The organism is Methyloterricola oryzae, assembly GCF_000934725.1.
In the GTDB taxonomy this organism is placed as follows: Bacteria; Pseudomonadota; Gammaproteobacteria; order Methylococcales; family Methylococcaceae; genus Methyloterricola; species Methyloterricola oryzae.
In genome coordinates, this window is record NZ_JYNS01000021.1 from 31,208 (window position 1) to 50,012 (window position 18,805).

The 18,805-nt window shown below is 55.8% G+C and carries 22 protein-coding genes and 2 pseudogenes; 4 read left to right on the forward strand and 20 right to left on the reverse strand.

The features are described from left to right. Window positions 1-7 precede the first annotated feature (7 nt). The 3 genes and pseudogenes from EK23_RS23470 to EK23_RS24325 all read left to right on the forward strand — a co-directional run bounded on the left by EK23_RS23470 (window position 8) and on the right by EK23_RS24325 (window position 1,206). On the forward strand, window positions 8-526 hold the full coding sequence (locus EK23_RS23470) for a hypothetical protein (protein ID WP_145998740.1): 519 nt from the start codon (window positions 8-10) through the stop codon (window positions 524-526). 110 nt (window positions 527-636) lie between these two features. Further along, window positions 637-777, forward strand: a pseudogene (locus EK23_RS24770) (HNH endonuclease); the annotation flags it as partial. A gap of 204 nt (window positions 778-981) precedes the next feature. Continuing rightward, the gene (locus tag EK23_RS24325) at window positions 982-1,206 is read left to right on the forward strand and encodes a hypothetical protein (protein ID WP_235282209.1); all 225 of its coding nucleotides are present in this window, start codon (window positions 982-984) and stop codon (window positions 1,204-1,206) included. 281 nt (window positions 1,207-1,487) lie between these two features. Here the strand turns inward: EK23_RS24325 and tnpB are convergent, their stop codons facing one another. The 18 genes and pseudogenes from tnpB to EK23_RS18940 form a co-directional block, all read right to left on the reverse strand. Then, a complete protein-coding gene (gene tnpB, locus EK23_RS18855) occupies window positions 1,488-1,706 on the reverse strand; it encodes an IS66 family insertion sequence element accessory protein TnpB (RefSeq protein ID WP_052808353.1) in 219 nt (72 codons plus the stop codon). Further along, complete coding sequence (gene tnpA, locus EK23_RS22125) at window positions 1,700-2,077, reverse strand: IS66 family insertion sequence element accessory protein TnpA (RefSeq protein ID WP_052808354.1); 378 nt, start codon at window positions 2,075-2,077, stop codon at window positions 1,700-1,702. Before tnpA ends, tnpB begins: the two co-directional genes overlap by 7 nt. Window positions 2,078-2,404: 327 nt before the next feature. After that, complete coding sequence (locus tag EK23_RS18865; protein WP_145998742.1) at window positions 2,405-3,175, reverse strand: hypothetical protein; 771 nt, start codon at window positions 3,173-3,175, stop codon at window positions 2,405-2,407. A gap of 48 nt (window positions 3,176-3,223) precedes the next feature. Next, window positions 3,224-3,472, reverse strand: coding sequence for a hypothetical protein (locus tag EK23_RS18870; RefSeq protein ID WP_145998743.1), 249 nt, complete (start codon window positions 3,470-3,472; stop codon window positions 3,224-3,226). A gap of 104 nt (window positions 3,473-3,576) precedes the next feature. Next, complete coding sequence (locus tag EK23_RS18875; RefSeq protein WP_045226954.1) at window positions 3,577-4,020, reverse strand: lysozyme family protein; 444 nt, start codon at window positions 4,018-4,020, stop codon at window positions 3,577-3,579. After that, window positions 4,017-5,087 carry a P-type conjugative transfer protein TrbL gene (gene trbL / locus EK23_RS18880; RefSeq protein WP_158002549.1) on the reverse strand — a complete coding sequence of 357 codons (1,071 nt, stop codon included), beginning with the start codon at window positions 5,085-5,087 and terminating at the stop codon, window positions 4,017-4,019. The genes EK23_RS18875 and trbL overlap by 4 nt, the downstream gene beginning before the upstream one ends. A 34-nt stretch (window positions 5,088-5,121) precedes the next feature. Further along, a complete protein-coding gene (locus EK23_RS18885) occupies window positions 5,122-5,886 on the reverse strand; it encodes a TrbJ/VirB5 family protein (protein ID WP_045226955.1) in 765 nt (254 codons plus the stop codon). 10 nt (window positions 5,887-5,896) lie between these two features. Beyond that, entirely contained in the window at window positions 5,897-7,042 is a 1,146-nt protein-coding gene (locus tag EK23_RS18890; protein WP_235282211.1) for a TrbI/VirB10 family protein, read from the reverse strand. Between the two features lie 15 nt (window positions 7,043-7,057). Continuing rightward, complete coding sequence (locus tag EK23_RS18895) at window positions 7,058-7,459, reverse strand: conjugal transfer lipoprotein TrbH (protein WP_045226957.1); 402 nt, start codon at window positions 7,457-7,459, stop codon at window positions 7,058-7,060. After that, complete coding sequence (trbG, locus tag EK23_RS18900) at window positions 7,456-8,361, reverse strand: P-type conjugative transfer protein TrbG (RefSeq protein WP_045226958.1); 906 nt, start codon at window positions 8,359-8,361, stop codon at window positions 7,456-7,458. Before trbG ends, EK23_RS18895 begins: the two co-directional genes overlap by 4 nt. Further along, on the reverse strand, window positions 8,358-9,035 hold the full coding sequence (locus EK23_RS18905) for a VirB8/TrbF family protein (protein ID WP_097991036.1): 678 nt from the start codon (window positions 9,033-9,035) through the stop codon (window positions 8,358-8,360). The genes trbG and EK23_RS18905 overlap by 4 nt, the downstream gene beginning before the upstream one ends. Continuing rightward, window positions 9,032-11,488, reverse strand: a complete 2,457-nt coding sequence (locus EK23_RS18910) for a VirB4 family type IV secretion/conjugal transfer ATPase (protein ID WP_052808358.1) — start codon at window positions 11,486-11,488, stop codon at window positions 9,032-9,034. Before EK23_RS18910 ends, EK23_RS18905 begins: the two co-directional genes overlap by 4 nt. Beyond that, a complete protein-coding gene (locus EK23_RS18915; RefSeq protein WP_045226960.1) occupies window positions 11,488-11,787 on the reverse strand; it encodes a conjugal transfer protein TrbD in 300 nt (99 codons plus the stop codon). Before EK23_RS18915 ends, EK23_RS18910 begins: the two co-directional genes overlap by 1 nt. Further along, complete coding sequence (locus tag EK23_RS22785; protein ID WP_082054342.1) at window positions 11,772-12,134, reverse strand: TrbC/VirB2 family protein; 363 nt, start codon at window positions 12,132-12,134, stop codon at window positions 11,772-11,774. Before EK23_RS22785 ends, EK23_RS18915 begins: the two co-directional genes overlap by 16 nt. Before the next feature lie 2 nt (window positions 12,135-12,136). Then, a complete protein-coding gene (trbB, locus tag EK23_RS18925; RefSeq protein ID WP_268748196.1) occupies window positions 12,137-13,126 on the reverse strand; it encodes a P-type conjugative transfer ATPase TrbB in 990 nt (329 codons plus the stop codon). 347 nt (window positions 13,127-13,473) lie between these two features. After that, window positions 13,474-13,701, reverse strand: a pseudogene (locus EK23_RS18930) (DUF4158 domain-containing protein); the annotation flags it as partial. A gap of 4 nt (window positions 13,702-13,705) precedes the next feature. Further along, window positions 13,706-14,125 carry a putative toxin-antitoxin system toxin component, PIN family gene (locus EK23_RS18935; RefSeq protein WP_045226964.1) on the reverse strand — a complete coding sequence of 140 codons (420 nt, stop codon included), beginning with the start codon at window positions 14,123-14,125 and terminating at the stop codon, window positions 13,706-13,708. Further along, window positions 14,125-14,364 carry a ribbon-helix-helix domain-containing protein gene (locus tag EK23_RS18940; protein ID WP_045226965.1) on the reverse strand — a complete coding sequence of 80 codons (240 nt, stop codon included), beginning with the start codon at window positions 14,362-14,364 and terminating at the stop codon, window positions 14,125-14,127. Before EK23_RS18940 ends, EK23_RS18935 begins: the two co-directional genes overlap by 1 nt. A gap of 203 nt (window positions 14,365-14,567) precedes the next feature. Between EK23_RS18940 and EK23_RS18945 the strand changes: the two genes are divergently transcribed. Next, on the forward strand, window positions 14,568-15,491 hold the full coding sequence (locus EK23_RS18945) for a recombinase family protein (RefSeq protein ID WP_045226966.1): 924 nt from the start codon (window positions 14,568-14,570) through the stop codon (window positions 15,489-15,491). 220 nt (window positions 15,492-15,711) lie between these two features. Here EK23_RS18945 and EK23_RS18950 read toward each other — a convergent pair whose 3' ends face one another. Together EK23_RS18950 and EK23_RS18960 are read right to left on the reverse strand one after the other, a co-directional pair. Beyond that, complete coding sequence (locus tag EK23_RS18950; RefSeq protein WP_045226967.1) at window positions 15,712-17,433, reverse strand: phosphorylase family protein; 1,722 nt, start codon at window positions 17,431-17,433, stop codon at window positions 15,712-15,714. Between the two features lie 480 nt (window positions 17,434-17,913). Beyond that, entirely contained in the window at window positions 17,914-18,411 is a 498-nt protein-coding gene (locus EK23_RS18960) for a hypothetical protein (protein ID WP_045226969.1), read from the reverse strand. Between the last annotated feature and the right edge of the window lie 394 nt (window positions 18,412-18,805).

Below are 18,805 nucleotides of genomic sequence, written 5' to 3' on the forward strand. Positions count from 1 at the left end.
TTCGGTCATGGATTACTACATAGACACTACCCCACTGATAAATTCGGTTAATTGGGCCAATGTTGCGCCTTTCCAGCCAAGCTCATTCCAGGAAAGTAGCCCGCAGCGAAAGGTGCTGTCTGAGCAGACCGAATTTGTGACAGCGGGGGCGAGCCTCATCGATTTCTTTGCTGAAACAAAAAGACTAAGCGTCCACACTCCGCCACCAGGGGCGGAATCAACTCCGACACTCGCTGAATCCTTATCTCCGCACACTGCAACTGCCGCTGCACCGCAACTAAACGCAGAAATTGATCAAATCGCTAAACAGCGTGTGCGACTAATGGCTGCTAAGTATGCAAGTGGCGAGCGGTCGTCGGAGATCATGGCTCGGTTGGAAATTCTTAATAGCCGTCTGTCAGAGCGCGCACCACTCGTATCAAAAGAGCAGGTTGAAGCCCTTGAAGATGCATACGAACAACTGGATGGTATCCGCGCAGTTCGTGAAGAACGTGCAAAGCGCTTTGGTATTCCTGCTAAGCCGTGACGCTTTTTCACTATCCCAAAGACCAACATCAGCGTCGCCTCTCCCCTAGGCAGTTCAAACACTACCGGTCGTACAAGCGTTTCCTCCAATCTGAGTTTTCGCGTGTATGCGTGTATTGTCGTCAACCTGACAGTAGCGCACCAAATCTCAACTTTGGAGTAGATCATTACAAACCAAAGAGCATCCCTCGCTTCGAAAGTCTAGCGTGCGACTATACGAATCTATTTTACTGCTGTAGCAACTGCAATAGTAGAAAGAACAATGATTGGCCGCTTGACGAGAAAGCCGGGCCTTATGTCGTGAACCCATGCGATTATAAAATGGCCTCACATCTTCGTTTCGATGGACGAACCGGTCGGATTGAGGCCCGAACTCCGAATGGGATGCATACCGCGGAGTTACTGCAACTAAACGACGATACCTTAGTCAAGTATCGGCTCAGTACGTTGAGACTCGTGGATTTAATCAATGCGGAGATTCGACAGCAAGAACATCAACTGAAGGCGCTTACTGCGCACATCAGAGCCGACACGATCTCTCAAAGTGAATATAAAGAAGAAGAACAAGCGATCAAACAAGCTTTGACAGAACTTCATCACACTCTTCAAGCACAGACAGGCACACTACCGCTCCCACCTTTACCTAGGGAACGTTTCGGTGTTTACCTCACCATACCTTGAGTTGGACAACTATCTTTGGGCTTAGCCCTGGCACATTTGCCTACGCTATGGGTCTAGAACAAGCAGTTGTGCCATGAGCCGCCATTTGGCGCAAAGCCAGTATTGGTGCGGGCTGTCGCGAAACACTTGTTTCCCGACACCGAAGACATTAGGTCACAAATGATCCGCAAAACCTGGCAAATCCTATACGGAAAACCATGACGGATAGGTCCAAGGACCGGAAACCTCGCCGCCTATGTTATCCGTCCACGAAGTGGCGGGTGGTTACACGACTGCTTGTTCTACCCGTCCAGGCGCCGGTAACAGAGCCAGAACCCGACTCCGTCAAACACCACCAGCTTCAGCCGATTGCCCGCCTTGTTCCTGAAAATCACCCAATCCCCGCCGAACGGATTCAACGCCAGGCCGTGCTGCGCCCGGGCGCACAAGCCATCCAGCCCCAAACGCAGATCCACCGGCTCCACCGCCACGAAGATTCGGGAAACCCCAGGATTCAGCACGGCACCTGCTCCACCACCCGAATCACTCGGGCCAGCACCGCTTCATCGAAATGCTCTGACACCACAATCGTCCGACCAGACTTCAGCCGGATCTCCACCCCGGTGCCGAATCCGGGAGAGATCAGCGCTGGAGATTCCGAACCTGCCACTCTCTCGGCTTCCTCTGCCTTCACAGCGGGTTCTTCGATCAGCACCGGGACAAACGCCGGTAACGACGCTTCTACCCTGGCCTTCACACGGCTTCGCCAATACCCAAAAGCCGAGAAACTCAAACCCTCCCGCTGACAGTAAGCCCGTTGGCTGAGTCCACTCGACTGCCAAGCAATCCGATGTGCCTGCCAGTACCGCTCACGTTCGCCTTCTTTCTTCATCCGCGTCTCCCGATTGAAAGCCAGGAGTGTTTCGCAGTTTAGAACCTCAGGAAAGGTGATTTGCCAGTACGCGTACCTTTAACTGCCTTTCCCAGTCAATTGGTGCCACAGGCAGGTTAGGGTCGGATCCAGGCAGCCCTTGATAAGCCACCACGGACAGGCTTGAAGACCGGTGCTCTATCAGTTGCAAATAATGTGGTCCCGAACCGGATGATTTCAGTCCCGGCCGTTTTCGATTTCAGTCCTCTGCAATTAGGAGTAGAACGAGCAATCGTGTCACCAACCGCCATCTGACATACTGAGCAGTCGATACCTTCGATGCTGCGTTTAATCAGATATTTGCATCGTTGCCGATGTCGCCCCGCTAAGCTGATACTTCTTTGACGGCTTTATATCAATCGTAATCTGCTCGACTGTTTCGGTTACTTGATCCTTCCTGGACGTCACCTTCACGATTGTCGAGATATTGCCCGCCAAGATCTTCGCTTTCCCTGACAGTCGCTTGAAGTCTTTGCCATTCTTGGCGGTTCCAGAAACCTTGTATCGGACCGTGACAGTGCGCCAGGACGGTTTGTTGAGTGCGATCAGAAACTCTCCCGAGCTGCCTTCTGGTATGGATGCCTCGATGGCCGAAACCGATGTGTAGGACGGTGGTGATGTCGAGGTAAGGACTGCGACGTAGGGGATGTTATCCTGAAGATACGAGATTCCAGTAAATGAGTATGTGTCGGCCGACCGCCGGAAGCACTTGTTGAATCCCTTTGCCTTGGAATCCGCCATGTAGTTGGCGAGAGTTTCCAGGGTGAGGTCACTCACGGCCTTGTAGCCGGATGCTTGCTCGGCGCCGGCAGCATTTGGAACCCCATTGGTGGCGACGAGGACCGAAAACGTGGAGTGGGTGATTGGGACAAATCCATCCTTGCAGTCCAAGGTCCCTGCTTCGTGATAGAACTCTTCCATGTCGTTTGATCCATCGACCGTGGGTACATGCTTAGGCCCCACGTAGACGACCTTTTCAATTCCCGTGATCGAGTCCGCGGCAAATGCAGGCACCGCGCCTATTAGAGAAGCGGCAACCACTGTTCTGATTGGCACCATAGCCATTCCCTTCCTGTTGAGGCTTTTAGCGGCTAAAAAGCCGACGTGCTATGACTTCGCAACAGGGCGCAATGCGTAGCCCCTGATTCCTGCGGCAAGACAATAGATTCCGAAAGAAATCAGACATTCCAAGGCTACGCTGCCCATATCTGCCGCGTGCCAGTGGATGTAAAGCTTGCCCAGGAGCGCAATGGTCAAGACGGCAAACGTCCACTGGCAGAACATGACGGCCGCCATGAACACGTTGATGGTGATGGTTAGGGCTGTCCATCCTGCTTCCCGGGCGATGGCGTTCACTGCCCTGGCAAAGGAGACCCTCAGCGGTATCCGAGGTGGCAGCTGCGGGGCCGCAGCGTTGCCAAAGCCGGCCTTGTGGCCTGGGAATGAGCAAATGTTGTTCCTCATGGCGTAATATCCCGAACCTTAAAATTTTCCGTCAGCCAAGTTTCCCACTTCGCGGCGGCATTTAGCAATTTTTTACGGTATATCAGATTGTATTTTGGCGTGCGGCTGTGGTAGTTCGCGGCGCGAGTCCAGATGTCTCCTTGATCGCGCTGGAGGTGTCCCGCGATTCTCCAGGCTGCCAGGTCGAAGGGATAACAGTTCGACGCGGCCACATGCTCTGGCCTTATGCCGTATTGAGACAGGCTGGCGAGGTAGCTGGTGTTGAACTGCATGAAGCCAATGTCCCGCGTGCCATTGGCATTTGGCGACTGCAGGCCGGGGCGGCCATTCTCGATTTCGGCAACTGCCAAAAGCACATTGGCGGGTAGATTGAACTTGATGGATGCGGCGATGGAACAGACGATGCGCTGTTCGAGAATTACCGGCGGAATGCCACTCATCCCTGGCTTCCCTTGTGCTGCGATCCAGCCGATATTTCGCCCAGGATCAGGTCATCGGCGCTCGATGACACCGTGTTTGCTGCGTTCCGTTGTCCCGCGCGGATGCGCTCTACCAACGAGCTGGCCCCGCTCTTCCTGGCCACAAAGCCAAGTCCGCTGGAACCATACCTGGCGCCCAGGACAGCGGCTGAAGCGGCGACGCCAGCCGTCGCGGAAGCCAGGCCGATACCATACGTGCCAATACCAGAATGGGCGAGTCCATGCGTGACCATACCTGCCAGGTAGGCCGGCACTTTGTTTATCAGCACGAACATGATGACGACAACGACCAGAATGACCGTCAGTTCCTTGATCTCCATGTCGCCACTCATGGCCGCAAAGTACTGGTCCAGGATCGACTTGCCGACGCCGAGCATGAGAATGATCGTCATCAGGCTCAATGCAATGCCAAGGATGGATTTGTAGTATTGGATGGCCATGTCCGATGTCCACCGGCTGCCGCCGAACCCCAGAAGAATGCAGCCCGCGTAGAGCATGATCCAGGCGGCACAGTACTGGACCGTCAGATTCGCCGCGATGATCGCCAGAAACACCAAGACAGCCACGGCCAGAAAGATGCCCGCCATGGACAGCCAAGGTGAGGTTACGCTCATGTGGTCATAGGTCTTGAAGACGATTTGAAAGCCCATATCGAGAATGCCGGATGGGGCGGTTAAAGGAGTGCCAATAGCGTGCCCGCCCATGCGGACAAATGAGTCGATGATGGCCTTGCCGATGGTCGGCCCGTTCTGCAAGAGCCAGTAGAAGAACCCGAGCGTGACGATGAATTTGATGAATTCGGCGAAAAACTCCTGTATGTCAGCGCGGCGCATGAGCAACACCGTGCCTGTCCACGCCAGGCTGATGCTCGCCAGAATCCAGAAGATGACGGAGGCTTCCGCAAGGATTGTACTGGCCCAGGACGAGGCTACCCGGTAATAACGATCCGTGATGTTTGTGAGGATGCCTGAGTTGTCTAGGGCCAATACGGTGCCCGAATAGATCGGCAATGCGGCGGCCAGGGCCAAGTGAAGTGCCTTTTTCATTGAAGCACCTCCCTGCTTACTGCGCGTACTTCGCGTAATCGAGCTCCGGGCTCGGGACAAATTGGCCCCTTAGCGCGGCTTCGTCTGCCGCGTGTCGAATAGCTTCCTGGTTCTCTAGCGTCGCATTGCGCGCGTTCTCCGCCTCTTGCTGCTGCAGCATGAGCGCGCGTATCGCAAAGAGATTGTTGGCGTTGGCGGAAGCCAGCTGATTGGCCGCGCCCATCATTTCGTTTCGGCCTTTCGCAGCCATTGCGGCACCCTGGATTTCAGCCAGACGCGCGGCATCTTCCTGTAACTGATCTTGCCCGAGGGATACGCCGCGCATCTGCGAGTCATTGGCGAGCTTCTGTGCGTCGTTGGCTAAGCGCTGACTGTCGCGGATCGCCATAATTTCCGCCATGGAACAGCCCCTGGGGCTGAAGCACGGTGAGCCCATGTAGTGACTGGCGTTCTGGAAGTTTGAGAGATAGGCAGCGACGCCACCGCCACTGGAGTAGTACTGGAGCATGTCCGAATACGTGCGAACCGTCTGGTAGGTCCGGGTGGTCTCATTCCAGGTCCAGGCCACCGGCGCCAGCGTATTGGTCACCATGTCTTCGTATTGCTGCAGCTGCAGGGCGTAGTCCTTCGCCTGAGCCGCTACTTGCTCGGCCGCGGAGGAAGCTGTGGATGCCGCTTCTGCAAGCACCGCTGTATCGAGCACCAAGTCCACACAATAGGCGGACGGGGCAAACAGACAGGACATGATTGCCGTAGATCGCGCGAGCCGTTTCATTTTCATGGGAGTTCCCTCACTTTGCGAATGGCCGATAGGGGGTGTCGAACGTCAAATCCTTCGTGGCAACGACATTGAGCCGGTACCCGGCGTGAACCTCGATGGTGGGCGCAATGTTGAGGTTCTTCATCAGTACCGCCGTTCCGGCAGCTCCAAGCTGCTGACCGAGTGCGGCGGACAAGGTGCCGGTGGCCGTCTGCTGATACCCGTAGGAGCCTGGTGCGGACCAGTTGCTGGGCTGCTGGGAGTAAGTTGCGGCGGCCGTGATCAGGCTCATCAGCAAGGCATGGCCGAAAATCCGCAGATAGTGGTTGTTCACGTCGCCGCTGAGACCAGCGAGCCCTGCTCCATCGGTTCCCGGCATTTCGCCGATATCCATGGCCTTGCCGTCCGGGAATATGAGCCGTTGCCAGGCGACCAATACCCGTTCCTGGCCGGCAACAACGTCATTGGAGTACTGCCCGAATATGCGCGTGCCTTGAGGGATCAAGAGGTATTTGCCGGTTGCGGTGTCGTAAACCGGCTGAGAAACCTGGGCGATCACGGGGCCTGCCAACTGGCTGTTGATGCCGCTGATCATGACGGCAGGGATTACAAAACCAGTCCTCAGAACAAAGTTTGTTTCCGGCTGCTCTGGCCGGCTCAACAGTTTCCACCGATCTGCATTGGCTTGAGACACGGCAGGTGCTGCGGCGGCCTTTCTTCCGCTTTCGGCGCGAAACGTGGCAAGCGATGCGGGACCGCTGGTTGGGCTTTTCACCGCCTCCTCGAACGCGGCCAGCTTGATTTGGCGAATTCGCTCCAGTTCCTGATCCTTGGGCGATTGCGGTTGGGGTCTTAACGGCTCTGCCAGCATCGTGGGAGGCGCTGGCGGCCGACTCAGGTCCACATGCGCTATCGGTACGACGACGTTCTCCGGCATGGGCGGAGCTTTGGGCTGAATGAAACCGCCTTGCCATCCGTTCGTGAGGGTGTCGGCCATCAGTTTCGCGTTGCCGACTTTGGGTGTGTCGGTTACCGCTTCAGCTTTGGCCTTGGAGCGATGCACAGCGACCATGGCCATGACGAGCAGGAACGCCATGAGCGCAGCGCCAAAAATGATGATCGGAACATTGTTGACGCGCCGGACGCCGGCCCCACCCGGCGACGCGCTGGGTGCCATGGAATCAGTCATCCCTCACTCCTGTCGAGACCACGCGCTTGCCGGGCTCAATTGCCCGTTGGCCCGGTGCTGATAGAGCCGGCTGAGGGAGTGATCATCGACCGCCACGGTGACCCGGTACGCATCATCCACCCTGTCGACGACATATCGGAGTTCCGAGCCGGCGCGGGAGGTTGACGGCTCGATGGCATAGCCCGACGCCTGGAGATTGGCGATCAGCACACCAAGGAAGGCATCCGTGCTCTTGAGATCGGCTTTAAGCATGGTGTGGCCTGGCGGCCAGGTTACCTTCATGGCGCGCGCCGTGTCACGGGCCATGAGTTCACTATCTGTCGTGGACGCCTTCGAGAAGTTGCCCGTGTGTGCACAGCCGGCCAGCGTGCATAGGGCGATGGTCAGAGACAGAGGTCTGATCATTTTGCCTCCCGCGCGATCGTAACCTTGGTTTGATGGGGACCAGCACCGGCCAGCAGGATCATCTTGTCAGGAATACTGTCAACGATATATCGGTTACCCTGAACACGATAATTCACGATGACCTGCTCGGCCTCGGCTCCCCAAGGCAGCACGCTGTCTTCCCCGCGCACCGCCAACAGGCTCGGCGCTTCGGTCTGGGAGAGGGTTTCCGGCATTTGCAAAATCGTTTTGTGGCCGTCGTTGAAGACGCGGACGGGTTTCCATGCGGCGGCGCCGGAGATTTCGTAAGCGAAGTCGAGCTTATCAAGCTCCGTGGAATACCCCGCGCCAGCCTCTTTGCCCTCGCGCTCCGCCCTGTTTCGAGACTGGAACTCGGCCCATTTTTTGGCGGCGTCATCCGGATAGCTGAAAGAGACGCGCGGCATGTATTCCGTTCTATGGGAAACCAACTGTAGGTAGTAGGTGCGGCGGTCCGTGGTAATGATCAGGCTGGTGCGGAGTCCAACATCCAAAGGCTTGACGATGATATGTTCGATCTCGCCGGCGGCAGAGCCGGAGCGGGCTGGTTCAATCCGCCAGCGCACCTGGTCGCCGGCGTTGAAGTTGGAAATGACCTCACCGGGCTGCAATTCGATGTCGCACACCTGGAGCACGGCACAGACCACGCTGGGTTGCGTAGCGCCAAATAGGAACTGGACCGTCCCGTCTGCCCCCGCAATGGGCTTCATGCCCGACGCACTTGCCGCCCTCCATTGATTGCCGATTTTCAGGCCGGCTTTTTCCTGTGGCGTTAAAGCCGGATTTTCGGAGCTGAAGAATTTTTCCGGGAGTTCTTCACCTGGCCCGGCCAGAGCGGTGCCGGCAATCAAAGCAAGGAGAGGCAGCATGGCTTTTGATTTCATGATTGGCGACTCCATGAAAAATCTCTCACAAAAATTCCAAGCGGGTTCTTCCTGATCTCTGCTTCTGTTGTCGCGGAAGTCGTGGGAACCAAGTAAACGGTGATGAGGCTGGTGTAGCGGGTAGGCACCGCTTTCAGGGCGCCGTCGCGGGTTCGGCTTGTCTCTGTCCAATCAACCCGCCAGGTGGTTTCACTCTGTGGAATCACGGAATTGATTTCGATGGCGACGGTCTCGGTTTCCGCTCGCTTGAAGGGGCTTGCCGCTTCGTCACGTCCAAACCATTCGTTCATCTTGATGTAGGCCGCGTCCTGCGAACTCAGCATCGCGTAGACCTTGTAGATGGCCGCCCGCTGCAAGTTGACGTCCGGCGTCACCGTGCGGGCACTGGTTATCCACGTCGCGAGACTGGCATGAATCACCCTGGCATCGGCCTCATTGGCTTTATCAGCCATATTGACGGCCTGCACCTGGCCCAATTCATTGACTTCAACCACGTAGGGCACGAACTTCGATTGCGCGCCTACATAGACCGCGCCCCCCACAGCCACAAAGGCTATCGCCAGCGAACTGATGGCGATGATCTGCCATGTCCTGGCCGCCGACAGCGCGGCTCCTACGTGCGCGTTCCACTGGATGCGGGCGGCAAGATAGGGATTGGTCGTCTCGTCGTTCATGCATAATCCTCCAGAGCCAAATCCCGGTTCAGCAGCCATTCCCTGACCCACCCTTCCCTGCCGTACTTGGCCTCGTAGTGCTGCACGGCGGTCACGGACTCCTTGTCGCTGACGCCGACGAACGATAACGCCAGGGGGCCTAGAGCCAGTTCAAACAATCGACGCCCTTTTTCCGAAACGTAGTAGTAATGTTTCTTCGGGACCGCGGTGGCCAGGATGTCGATCTGCCTGGAATTGAGGCCCATCCGGTTATACAGCGCGGCGGTATCGGGATCGCGCGCATAGATGTTCGGCAGGAAGATCTTGGAGGCTGTCGATTCGACGATGACGTCGAGGATTCCTGAGCGCGCGGCGTCAGTCAGTGATTGCGTCGCCAGGATGACCGCGCAATTGGCCTTGCGCATGACCTTCAGCCATTCGCGGATTTTTTCTCTGAAGACCGGGTGACCCAGCATCAGCCAGGCTTCATCCAGGAAGATGGCGGCCGGTTGCCCCTGGAGGGAACGCTCGATCCGGCGGAACAGATACAGTAGCACCGGCAGCGCGTAGCGCTCGCCCAGGTTCATGAGGTCCTCGATCTCGAAAGTGGTCATGCGGCAAAGCGACAAGCCATCACTTTCGGCATCCAGGAGATGGCCCATCGCGCCTTCTATGGTGTATTGCTGCAGCGCCTCGCGGATGCTGTGATCCTGAATGCTGAAGCAAAAGGCGCTTAGCGTGCGGTCGCCATTCTGCTGCATCCGAGTGAGGGTCTCGGCGATGGCGTTGCGCTGCGATGGCGTGGTCGTTACGTTGTTCAAGGCAAGAATGGTGTCGATCCACTCCCCTGCCCAGGCCCGATCACCGGGTGTTTCCAGATACTGCAGCGGACAAAAGGTCAGCGCGTCATGGTCCCCCGCAACGACGTAGTGCTGATTGCCGGTTGCCTTTGTGAGCGCGTAACAGGAGAGCCCCTTGTCGAAGAAATAGATACTCATCCCCGAGTAGCGCAGCAGCGAGGTGGCCAGCAGGCCTAGCAGCGTCGATTTCCCCGAGCCGGTAGGCCCGAAGATCATGGTGTGGCCCAGGTCACGCACATGTAAGTTCAGGCGAAAGGGTGAACTACCGCTCGTCACGCAGTGGACCAGTGCCGGCGCGGAAGGCGGGTACATAGGACAAGGCGCCTGCCCTTCCCCTGTCCAGATTGTGGACGTTGGAATAAGGTCTGCCAGGTTCAAGGTATTGATGAGAGGGCGCCGCACGTTCTCGTATCCGTGCCCGGGAAGGCTTCCAAGATAGGCGTCCATGGTGTTGATCGTCTCGATCCTGGCGACGAAGCCAAGCAAGTTAATGGCCTTCTCAAGCTGCCTGGAAGCGCGCTCCAGTTCCGCGCGGTCTTCCGCCATGAGGACGACACAACTGGTGTAGAAGCCCATGCTGACCAAGCCGGAATTGGCTTCCGCAATGGCTTCCTCGGCATCATCAACCATGTTCTCCGCGTCCTGGTCGACATGGCCGTGGCCCGTATTAAAGACCTGGTCAAAGATCCCCCTGACCTTTTGCTTCCATTTCTTCCGGTACTTCTCCATGACAGCAACTGCCTCATGGGTATCCATGGCGATAAACCGGGTTGACCAGCGGCAAGGTATGGGGGTTTCGGAAAGAGCCGATAGAATCCCTGGATAAGACTCCATGGGGAAACCGTCGATAGCCACGCACTGCACGAAATGGCGGCCAATCTTAGGAATCACGCCAGCCCAAAGCTCCTGTCCCCCAATAACGGCATCTAGGTAGATTGGGTTTCGAGATAAGGCAACTGGATGGTAATTGCCTGTAATGCAATATTGCAAATGGCAGAGCAAATCATCGTAAACCGTGGTGGTACCGTCCTCATTAGTCACTTTACGTGATCTAAGGCGTTGAATATTTAGCGCCAGCGACAGGCGACTTTCAACGGAATCGCACTCCCTCTGAAACGTGTTAATGAGTGCCCTTGTTTGAGTATTTCTTGGCGGCTTTTTCCCATCGTCATCGAACATGAGCGCCACAAATTTTTTCTCGGCCAGCAGCGGTGGCAGCCACGTTAAGGTGAGAACAAAGCCGCTTTCGTAGAGCGTTCCAAGCTCCTCGAAATAGCGTCTCCTTTCCTCATCGATCGCCGCTGAAATGCGGTCCGTGAAGTACGAGAACCCGCGTGATGGATAGCCTGGCGCTGTCCTTCGAACGGAATCAATGTGGATCATCCAGCCCGATCCCAGCCGCGCGAGTGCCTCGTTGATGCGCAGCGTGACAAACTCCTTTTCTTCGTCCGTGCTGCTGGCGTAGTCAGCGCCTTCGTACGACCAGGCTGCCATCAGGCACCCGTTCTTGCCCACGATGACGCCATCATCAACCATCGCTGCGTAGTTGAGCAGGTCGGCGACACTCTCCATGGTGTGCCGGTGGCGCTTAAGGCTGGCAGGCTGAGTAAACATCAGCGGCGCTCCCTCATGTTGATCCTGAACGGCGTCGACCGCGCCGGATAGTAGGGCTGGTAGACCCTGTTCCTGAGATAGACGAAGCGCATCAGAGGGTCTGACTTTGCCATCAGGCGGAACAGATAGAGCGCGAGCAGCCAGAGGGAAATGCCGAACAGGGTTGCAGTCCATTCCTGTGCCGCGAACACCAGGGCGAAAGCTACGACGCCGGTAAACATCACAAGCTCCCTATCTCCGCCCAAGAACAGGTTTGGCCGATTTGCGGAGCGATGCAACGGGGTCAGACGTAATGCCATGCTTGCTCCACCGTATTGGATTTGGAGATTTCTGCCCCGGCTCCAAAAAGGCCGCTCATCATGTTTTGAGCCCCCACCGTCAGAGCCATTACGAGCACGATAAATATCAGGCTTCGGAAGAAAGCATTCAGCTCACCACCGAATATAAGAACGCCACCAGCCACAACAATACCTATTATTGAAACTGCGAATGCAACTGGACCTGTGACACTAGTACGCAAGGTTGTTAACCATGCTTCGTAGGGCAATCCACCGCCACCGGCTGCCGCTGCGTGCGCTTCAAATGAAGCCATTGAAAGAATGACAACACCGATAAATGCCACAATTGAAATATTTTTTGCGTTCATTTTTACTCGTCCGCTAAGTTTGTTGAAAACGTGTACTGGCCATTTACATACCCATCCACAGTAAGTATCTCGCGCACTTTTCTGCCGTCTGGCGTCGCTACGATATGGACGACGACATGCACGGCTTCGCCGATCAAGGGTTCGATGGGCTTTGGAGCTTGGGGATGCTGGCTCACATAGAGCGCCAGTTTGGATAGGCCGTTGCAGGCGTTGTCTGCATGCAGCGTGGCGACTCCTCCGCTATGTCCTGAGTTCCAGGCCAGCAGCAGATCAAGGGCCTCAGGCCCGCGAACCTCGCCGACGACGATACGGTCTGGCTTCATTCGCATGCTGGTGCGAACCGCCTGGGTCATGCTGAAGTCCATCGTCGCCACATAGGACACGCAATTGGTGGCTTGGCACTGGATTTCACCGGTGTCCTCGATGATGAAGATGCGCTCATGAGGATCGTTTTCGACCATGGCCTGAATGATGGCGTTGGTCAGCGTGGTTTTGCCGCTCCCCGTGCCTCCAACGACGAGGATGTTTCGGTGGTCAGCCACAGCCCGGGAAATGATATTGTGGTGATGCTGTGACAAGATGCCAGCGGCCACATACTGATCCAGCGTGAAGACGGCGAGGGCGCGCTTGCGGATGGCAAAGGTCGGTGCCGCTACAATCGGTGGGATCTGGCCGGCGATGCGGCTGCCATCAAGGGGAAATACTCCCTCGATCCATGGCTTCTCCGGAGTGATGATGGTGTTAAGCGCTGACGCCAGGGTCCGAAGCGCCATATCTGCCCTACTGGGCGCCATCTCTCCGATCCGGGTCATCCTTTGCCCTAAACGGCCATGCCAGATAGCACCGTCAGGATTCAGCAGGACGTCAGTGGTGCCGGGGTCCTCCAGAGCTCCGAGAATGAGTGGGCCAAAGTTCCGGCGCAGACTGTCGTTGAGACGTCCCTGACTCGCGCCCTCTTCTTCCATTGGTCTTGCCGTGGGTGTCGCGTTCATGCTGGTCATCCGTCTCCATGACTAACGATATATCAATAAATAGCATCATATCAGATCGAGCGCAAGCACTTTTTGCTAAAGCACTTCGGCAGTCTTTGAAATTTTTAGCGGCTAAAGTGGCTCTTGCTCCGCCTAGCGCAAGTTATTGACCCAGTCCTGAATTGCCTAGGTATTAATATTTCGTTACTTCGCTCGTTTAGCAATATCCATGAGCACTGCTCCTTGGTTACGGCTCACGTTGTGGGTGGGGACTGGAGTTGGCCTTACCATTGACCTTCTCAAGGTCGGCCTACATTTTTCAGAAGCCGCCTGCAAAACAGATGCTAAACCCAGTCAGATAGTGCAGTCACCTTACCGGGCGTGGCGACCGGGTCGGCCAGGAAGGTTCCGAGAAAGCGCACGGTGGTCAGTTGCAGGGCATACCGCAGGCGGTGGCTGTCGCGCCGCTTGGTGGCGATCCACTCACAGTCATCGTCATTCAGGTGGAAGTAGCGCGTCAGTTCATCGCTGGACAATGCGTCCGGATAATGGCCGTAGCGTTCCCGTTGCGTGGAGGACAGGAAGCTGACCGGCATGGTGTCAAAGTACTTCGGCGCAGAAGACCGTCGGGGTGACGATGCGCGTGCGGCCGATGCTGCCGCGTTGCAGTAACCCGGCGCGGCGGTCGCCGGTCACGAGGTAGTCGGCTTCGCCCGCCAAGGCCATTGCCAGCAGAAAGCCGTCGTCCGGATCCGTTGCCTCGATGCCATCCGGCAGTGACGGCAAAGTGTCCAGTACCACGGCACGATGCAGGTGATTGACCATCAAGCCGACGCGGTGGGCAGGCAGGATAGCCTTGAGTTTCGGATAACGGCTTACGCGCCGCACTTCGTCGAGTTGCACCGTTGACGTCACCAGATCGAAGCGGGCGGCACGCCAGGCGCGATAGATGACATCCAGCGGGCCGTGCGCCGAGATCAGCGCGCCCAGCAACACGTTGGTGTCGAGGATGACACGCATCAGCGCTCACGCGCCCATTGCACCGCCTCCTCGATGAGATCGGTCAGCTCAGACTCGCCCATGTCGGCGGTCGCGGTCTTGGCCTGGTCAACGGCGCGCTCGAATAGATAAGCGCGCACGGCTTCCTCGATGAAGCGCGACAGATCACCCTTACGGCCCCCGCCTTGCGCGGCAAGAAACATGCGAACAGATTGATCCGTGTCTGGCGACACGGCGATGTTCCAGCGGACGGAATTCATGGAATCCTCCAGTGCTTATGTGTATTAATGTTTATACACCTAAGTGGCAGTCCTTGCACGTGGTTCGGAAAAACGATCGTTTTATGAAACCACTTTAGGCATCGCGTCGAAATTCTGCAGCGGCCTCATAAGCGGTTCAGAATAGTGGTTCGTATAATTAAAGTTCGATATTATCTGAACAAGACGAGTAACACGGACTTTTGATGAAGATTGGCTATGCGCGGATCTCTACACGCGACCAGAATCTGGCCTTGCAGGTCGATGCTCTGAAGGCCGCCGGCTGCGAGCGCATTTACCAGGATGTGGCGAGTGGTGCGAAGACCGCCCGCCCGGCGCTCGATGAACTGCTGGGCCATTTGCGCGCGGGCGATGTGGTGGTGATCTGGAAGCTCGACCGCATGGGTCGCTCGCTCAAGCATTTGGTTGAACTGGTCGGCAACCTGATGGAGCGTAAGGTCGGCCTGCTCAGCCTGAACGACCCCATCGATACCACGAACGCACAAGGGCGGCTCGTCTTCAATCTGTTCGCGTCATTGGCCGAGTTCGAGCGCGAACTGATCCGCGAGCGCACGAGTGCCGGATTGACAGCCGCACGGGCGCGCGGCCGGGTTGGCGGACGGCCAAAGGGATTGTCGCCACAGGCCGAAGCCACTGCGCTGGCCGCCGAGACCCTCTATCGTGAGCGTAAGCTGTCGGTTGCCGCCATCGCGCAGAAGCTGCATCTGTCCAAGAGCACGCTGTACAGCTACTTACAGCATCGCGGCGTGGAGATCGGCACCTATAAGAAATCGGCGCGGCGGCAATCAAGCGCGCCAGTCACCGAAATCCGTAACGCCGCTCCGTTTAAGGTTGCCACTATCCTGCTGACGCTGCGAATCGAGAACAACAGCAAGTTCGTACGCTGCAAGAAGCGCACGATTGAACACATCGAGAACATCTACCTTGAAGAGTACGCTGCCAAGCGGCGTCCGAACGGTGAGTACGAGCTGAAGGTGCCCTATGCCAATGACAAAGAACTGGATGAAGCGATGAACGAGCTATTGAGCGACATCGCCAACGACGCGGATGATCGCCACTGCTTTTCGGAAAGCGAGGCGCGCATGGAAGGAACTGACCGCCATTGGTGAGGTGCGGATTCCGGTCGAGTCGCCCCCTTATGCCGGAAACAATTGGCCAGGCAGGGAACGTCCTGCTGCTGATGACCGGCATCAACAAGCATATTGGCGCAAAGTCCTTGTCTTAGTTCAGCCACAAGGAGACCGTCAGCCGGCATGCCGATCAGACATTCGAATGGCGGCAGCACCCAGGTAGCTGTCGCTGGGCGTGTTTAGTCGTCAAGTCCTCGGCTCAAAAGGGGTAACCCTTGCACTCGATGAACTGTCGAATTAATCGAATGGCGAAATCAACAGCGTTGCCTGTCACGTCATCTTGGACCACGTGCTTTTCATCTTGGCCGGCACAAGTGTGCGCTTGAGGTTCGCCGCTGTCCGCAACTGCCTTGATCCACAGGCACTCTACCCCATCAGACGCTCGATAGAAGCCACCACCCTCCATGTCGAAGGCCGCCACGTCTGGGAAATTTTCGTGGATGAATTTCACCAAATTGGCGTCCGGGTTCTCGATCTTTGTGCTTGCGCTAGCCAAGCCCTTATCGGTCACTACTTTGTAGTTGAGATCATCCGCGTTTATGAGCCGCGCCAACATGTAGAGGCCGCCAGTCACCCTTTCACCATGTGGCCGCGTGCGGTCCCCATCGACGGTCAAGCGTCTGTGATCAAAGGAGATCACTTCGTTTGGTACGATCACAGTACCTAAGGGATAATTCCGCGTAGGCATGCCCATACACATACCAACCATCAAGATGAGCGTTGGATTAAGCGAATGAATTAGCTTCCCCAAGCGCGAAGATATTTCAACCTGCCCTTGAAATGCGAGCGTCGCCAGCGACCAGCGCGTGGAGGTTGTACTGTCCAAGTAACTGACAGCAAAGTCAGACATGTCGTCAACGAGTGCGATAATCTGCCCCTTTCCGAAGTCGTTATCGAAGCGTCTTCGAACAGCAGCAAGCTCACTGGTCGCGGCCGCTATGCATAGGACTGAGTGAGTCGGCTTTGTAATACTGGTTGGGGAGGATGATATTTTAGGATTTTTCAAATTTCTTTTCGATTGCAATGGTTGTTGAGATTGCACACGGACAACTGATGTTTGGAGTGCCTGCCGCCATGCTTGGTCATTCCCTAGGGCGATCAAAATTTCCGGGTTACACTCTGCGACGGTTTTCAGGCGATCGGCACTCATCAAGAACCGTATCATCTTTAGGTATGACAGATTGCGTCCATAAGACGGAACCTTGAAATCACTCGCTAAGTGACTCAAGTCAAAAATGACTCCGGCGCCAAGTTCCCTCGTGTAGCTATCAAAGTACGCCTCGTTGATAACGCCCGTTATTCGAGCGCGCTCAATAAATGCAGTATCCGACAACCCCAAAATCTCAAAGACATGGTCCGGAACAAATGCAAGCCCACCTAATTCGCGTGGAACGGATTCGAGCCGCCGATCAAGGTGTGGGACGGGCTTTCCAGCGGCATCTCGTAGCAGTCGCTGCAATTCTTCGCTGTTTACCCTGCTTACCCAGCATTCCACAATATCCTGTGTGGCCCCGCTTTGTCTGTGCTGATAAGCCGGTAGTAAATCCAAGTTCACATCAGAGCGATACCTGATGTACTGCTTGCTACCCTTGCGATAGAACTGCTCATCTTGGTGTTCGCGAATGAATTCATCTAAATTCAGAGAACTGCCAACAAGCATGATCACGCCAAGTCTTATCAAATCTCCGAATTCATCAATTGTCTGACGGCAGAATGAAGATTCGAAGTAAGACGCTGCTGGTACGAGCACACGATCGGCACTGGCGACTGCAAGTCGTGTGGCTAATCTCATCTCCTCCTGAAACGCTTTTGTCTCGACGACGCGCCCCTTGTTTTGCAGGAAGTGAATGTCGAAGTAGTGAAGAAATAATCTCTCGATCCGCGGGTAATCAACAAATATATGATCGTCTTTCCGCCCCATTTTCAGAAGAGGCTCATTTGTGGATGTTCAGACATACAGTCCTTCTGAAAGTCTGCTATTAACTGTTTCAGATTTCCCTGCAGACTTATGCTCCGCCAAGCGGAGAGCTCGTCTATATAAGCTTCCGGTTGTCCCTGAAGTAGGTAGATCTTCTTGGATTGAGCGAAGGCAACAGCAATCTCGGCAAAGGTGTTAGGTCCCAAATAGTTAAGAATACCGTGCCGATCAGGATTCACAGCTAGGACGCAGTAAGTCCGGGGATCCCTGATGCGTCTTAGGTGGGCAAACGAAACGCGTCGCTTAAAATCTTCGAACGCGCTGAGGGACATCTGCCGTACAGCTTCGTCTTCCGCGTCCGGGACAACGGCTGGGATTCCTGCAGAGTTGAGTTGGTGTGCAACTTCCAGAATGTGATAATAGGCCCCCATGCTACCAATCAAAACAATTCGTCGGGACGTCTGCAATTGGTTTACAGCTGTTTTACTCATTTCTCAAAGCATCTTTGATCAACGCGCGTTCAATCGCGCTAGTTTGGGCGCCATCGAACTCGAAGAGCCAGCTCGGTGTCCAACTTGGGTCACCCAATCGATCTAGAAGTTCGCCTTCATTAAGAACGAACGATGGCGGAATGTGGACTGGCAAATCAACCGGGAGGGCACTGAAGTAGATTGGTTGCTGCCTTTGAAGTACGCGGCCGATTTCGTAACAAGTTGTTTTTCCCACGTAGCCATCGGGTGACACCACGTAGACCAAATTAGCCGCGAAGATGCGGTGTAGAGCGAGGGACTGAACCGCCGAGTCGGCCCAGTCGGTTGGATCTGTCGCGAACCGCACAAAGTCGATACCCTCTTGGACAATCTGAGTTCCTAGTGGGGAGGTGACAGTGATCCCAGCCGAACGCAATGCTGCACATATGCGTTGGACGGATTCGTTGTGTTGCTTGAAACTACCGATGATCGCGATCGAGCGGGATTTCATGGTCCTCCTTCACAATTCTCTTAACCGGAGTGTCGTTACGCAGATCGTCCTTCGGCACTCGCATCGAGGATAGCTGGGTGTTCGGTAGCACAGGGAATAAATACACCCTCCTAACGGGATGCGACGAGCTTCGGTGGTGCATGGCGCCACGCAATTTTCAAAGATTTTATCGTTTTCGTATTCAGCCGTTCGGGATGATTTGCAGATTCTGATGACAGACTATTAGTTTGGCCGATGACTTCCCATTCGACCGCATGAACCTGTGGCCGCTACACTTCGGACTCCGCCATTTGCTGAAACCATAAGCGTACGCTCGTCGAGCCGCAGCCCAACAGCATCACGGTCGGTCAACTGCGGCCCGAACACCAGTCAACGAATGCCAGCGCCTGCAGTG

Bases quoted from the DNA above. Each gene is read 5' to 3' on its own strand.
- EK23_RS18890 (WP_235282211.1), bottom strand. From the start codon at position 7,042: ATGGCACCCAGCGCGTCGCCGGGTGGGGCCGGCGTCCGGCGCGTCAAC.
- EK23_RS23470 (WP_145998740.1), top strand. From the start codon at position 8: ATGGATTACTACATAGACACTACCCCACTGATAAATTCGGTTAATTGG.
- EK23_RS18910 (WP_052808358.1), bottom strand. From the start codon at position 11,488: ATGTTTACTCAGCCTGCCAGCCTTAAGCGCCACCGGCACACCATGGAG.
- EK23_RS18950 (WP_045226967.1), bottom strand. From the start codon at position 17,433: ATGGGGCGGAAAGACGATCATATATTTGTTGATTACCCGCGGATCGAG.
- EK23_RS18935 (WP_045226964.1), bottom strand. From the start codon at position 14,125: ATGCGTGTCATCCTCGACACCAACGTGTTGCTGGGCGCGCTGATCTCG.
- EK23_RS22785 (WP_082054342.1), bottom strand. From the start codon at position 12,134: ATGAACGCAAAAAATATTTCAATTGTGGCATTTATCGGTGTTGTCATT.
- EK23_RS18960 (WP_045226969.1), bottom strand. From the start codon at position 18,411: ATGAAATCCCGCTCGATCGCGATCATCGGTAGTTTCAAGCAACACAAC.
- trbG (WP_045226958.1), bottom strand. From the start codon at position 8,361: ATGAAATCAAAAGCCATGCTGCCTCTCCTTGCTTTGATTGCCGGCACC.
- EK23_RS18885 (WP_045226955.1), bottom strand. From the start codon at position 5,886: ATGAAAATGAAACGGCTCGCGCGATCTACGGCAATCATGTCCTGTCTG.
- EK23_RS18905 (WP_097991036.1), bottom strand. From the start codon at position 9,035: ATGAACGACGAGACGACCAATCCCTATCTTGCCGCCCGCATCCAGTGG.
- EK23_RS18915 (WP_045226960.1), bottom strand. From the start codon at position 11,787: ATGGCATTACGTCTGACCCCGTTGCATCGCTCCGCAAATCGGCCAAAC.
- EK23_RS18895 (WP_045226957.1), bottom strand. From the start codon at position 7,459: ATGATCAGACCTCTGTCTCTGACCATCGCCCTATGCACGCTGGCCGGC.
- EK23_RS18945 (WP_045226966.1), top strand. From the start codon at position 14,568: ATGAAGATTGGCTATGCGCGGATCTCTACACGCGACCAGAATCTGGCC.
- EK23_RS18940 (WP_045226965.1), bottom strand. From the start codon at position 14,364: ATGAATTCCGTCCGCTGGAACATCGCCGTGTCGCCAGACACGGATCAA.
- tnpA (WP_052808354.1), bottom strand. From the start codon at position 2,077: ATGAAGAAAGAAGGCGAACGTGAGCGGTACTGGCAGGCACATCGGATT.
- EK23_RS18875 (WP_045226954.1), bottom strand. From the start codon at position 4,020: ATGAGTGGCATTCCGCCGGTAATTCTCGAACAGCGCATCGTCTGTTCC.
- EK23_RS18865 (WP_145998742.1), bottom strand. From the start codon at position 3,175: ATGGTGCCAATCAGAACAGTGGTTGCCGCTTCTCTAATAGGCGCGGTG.
- trbB (WP_268748196.1), bottom strand. From the start codon at position 13,126: ATGAACGCGACACCCACGGCAAGACCAATGGAAGAAGAGGGCGCGAGT.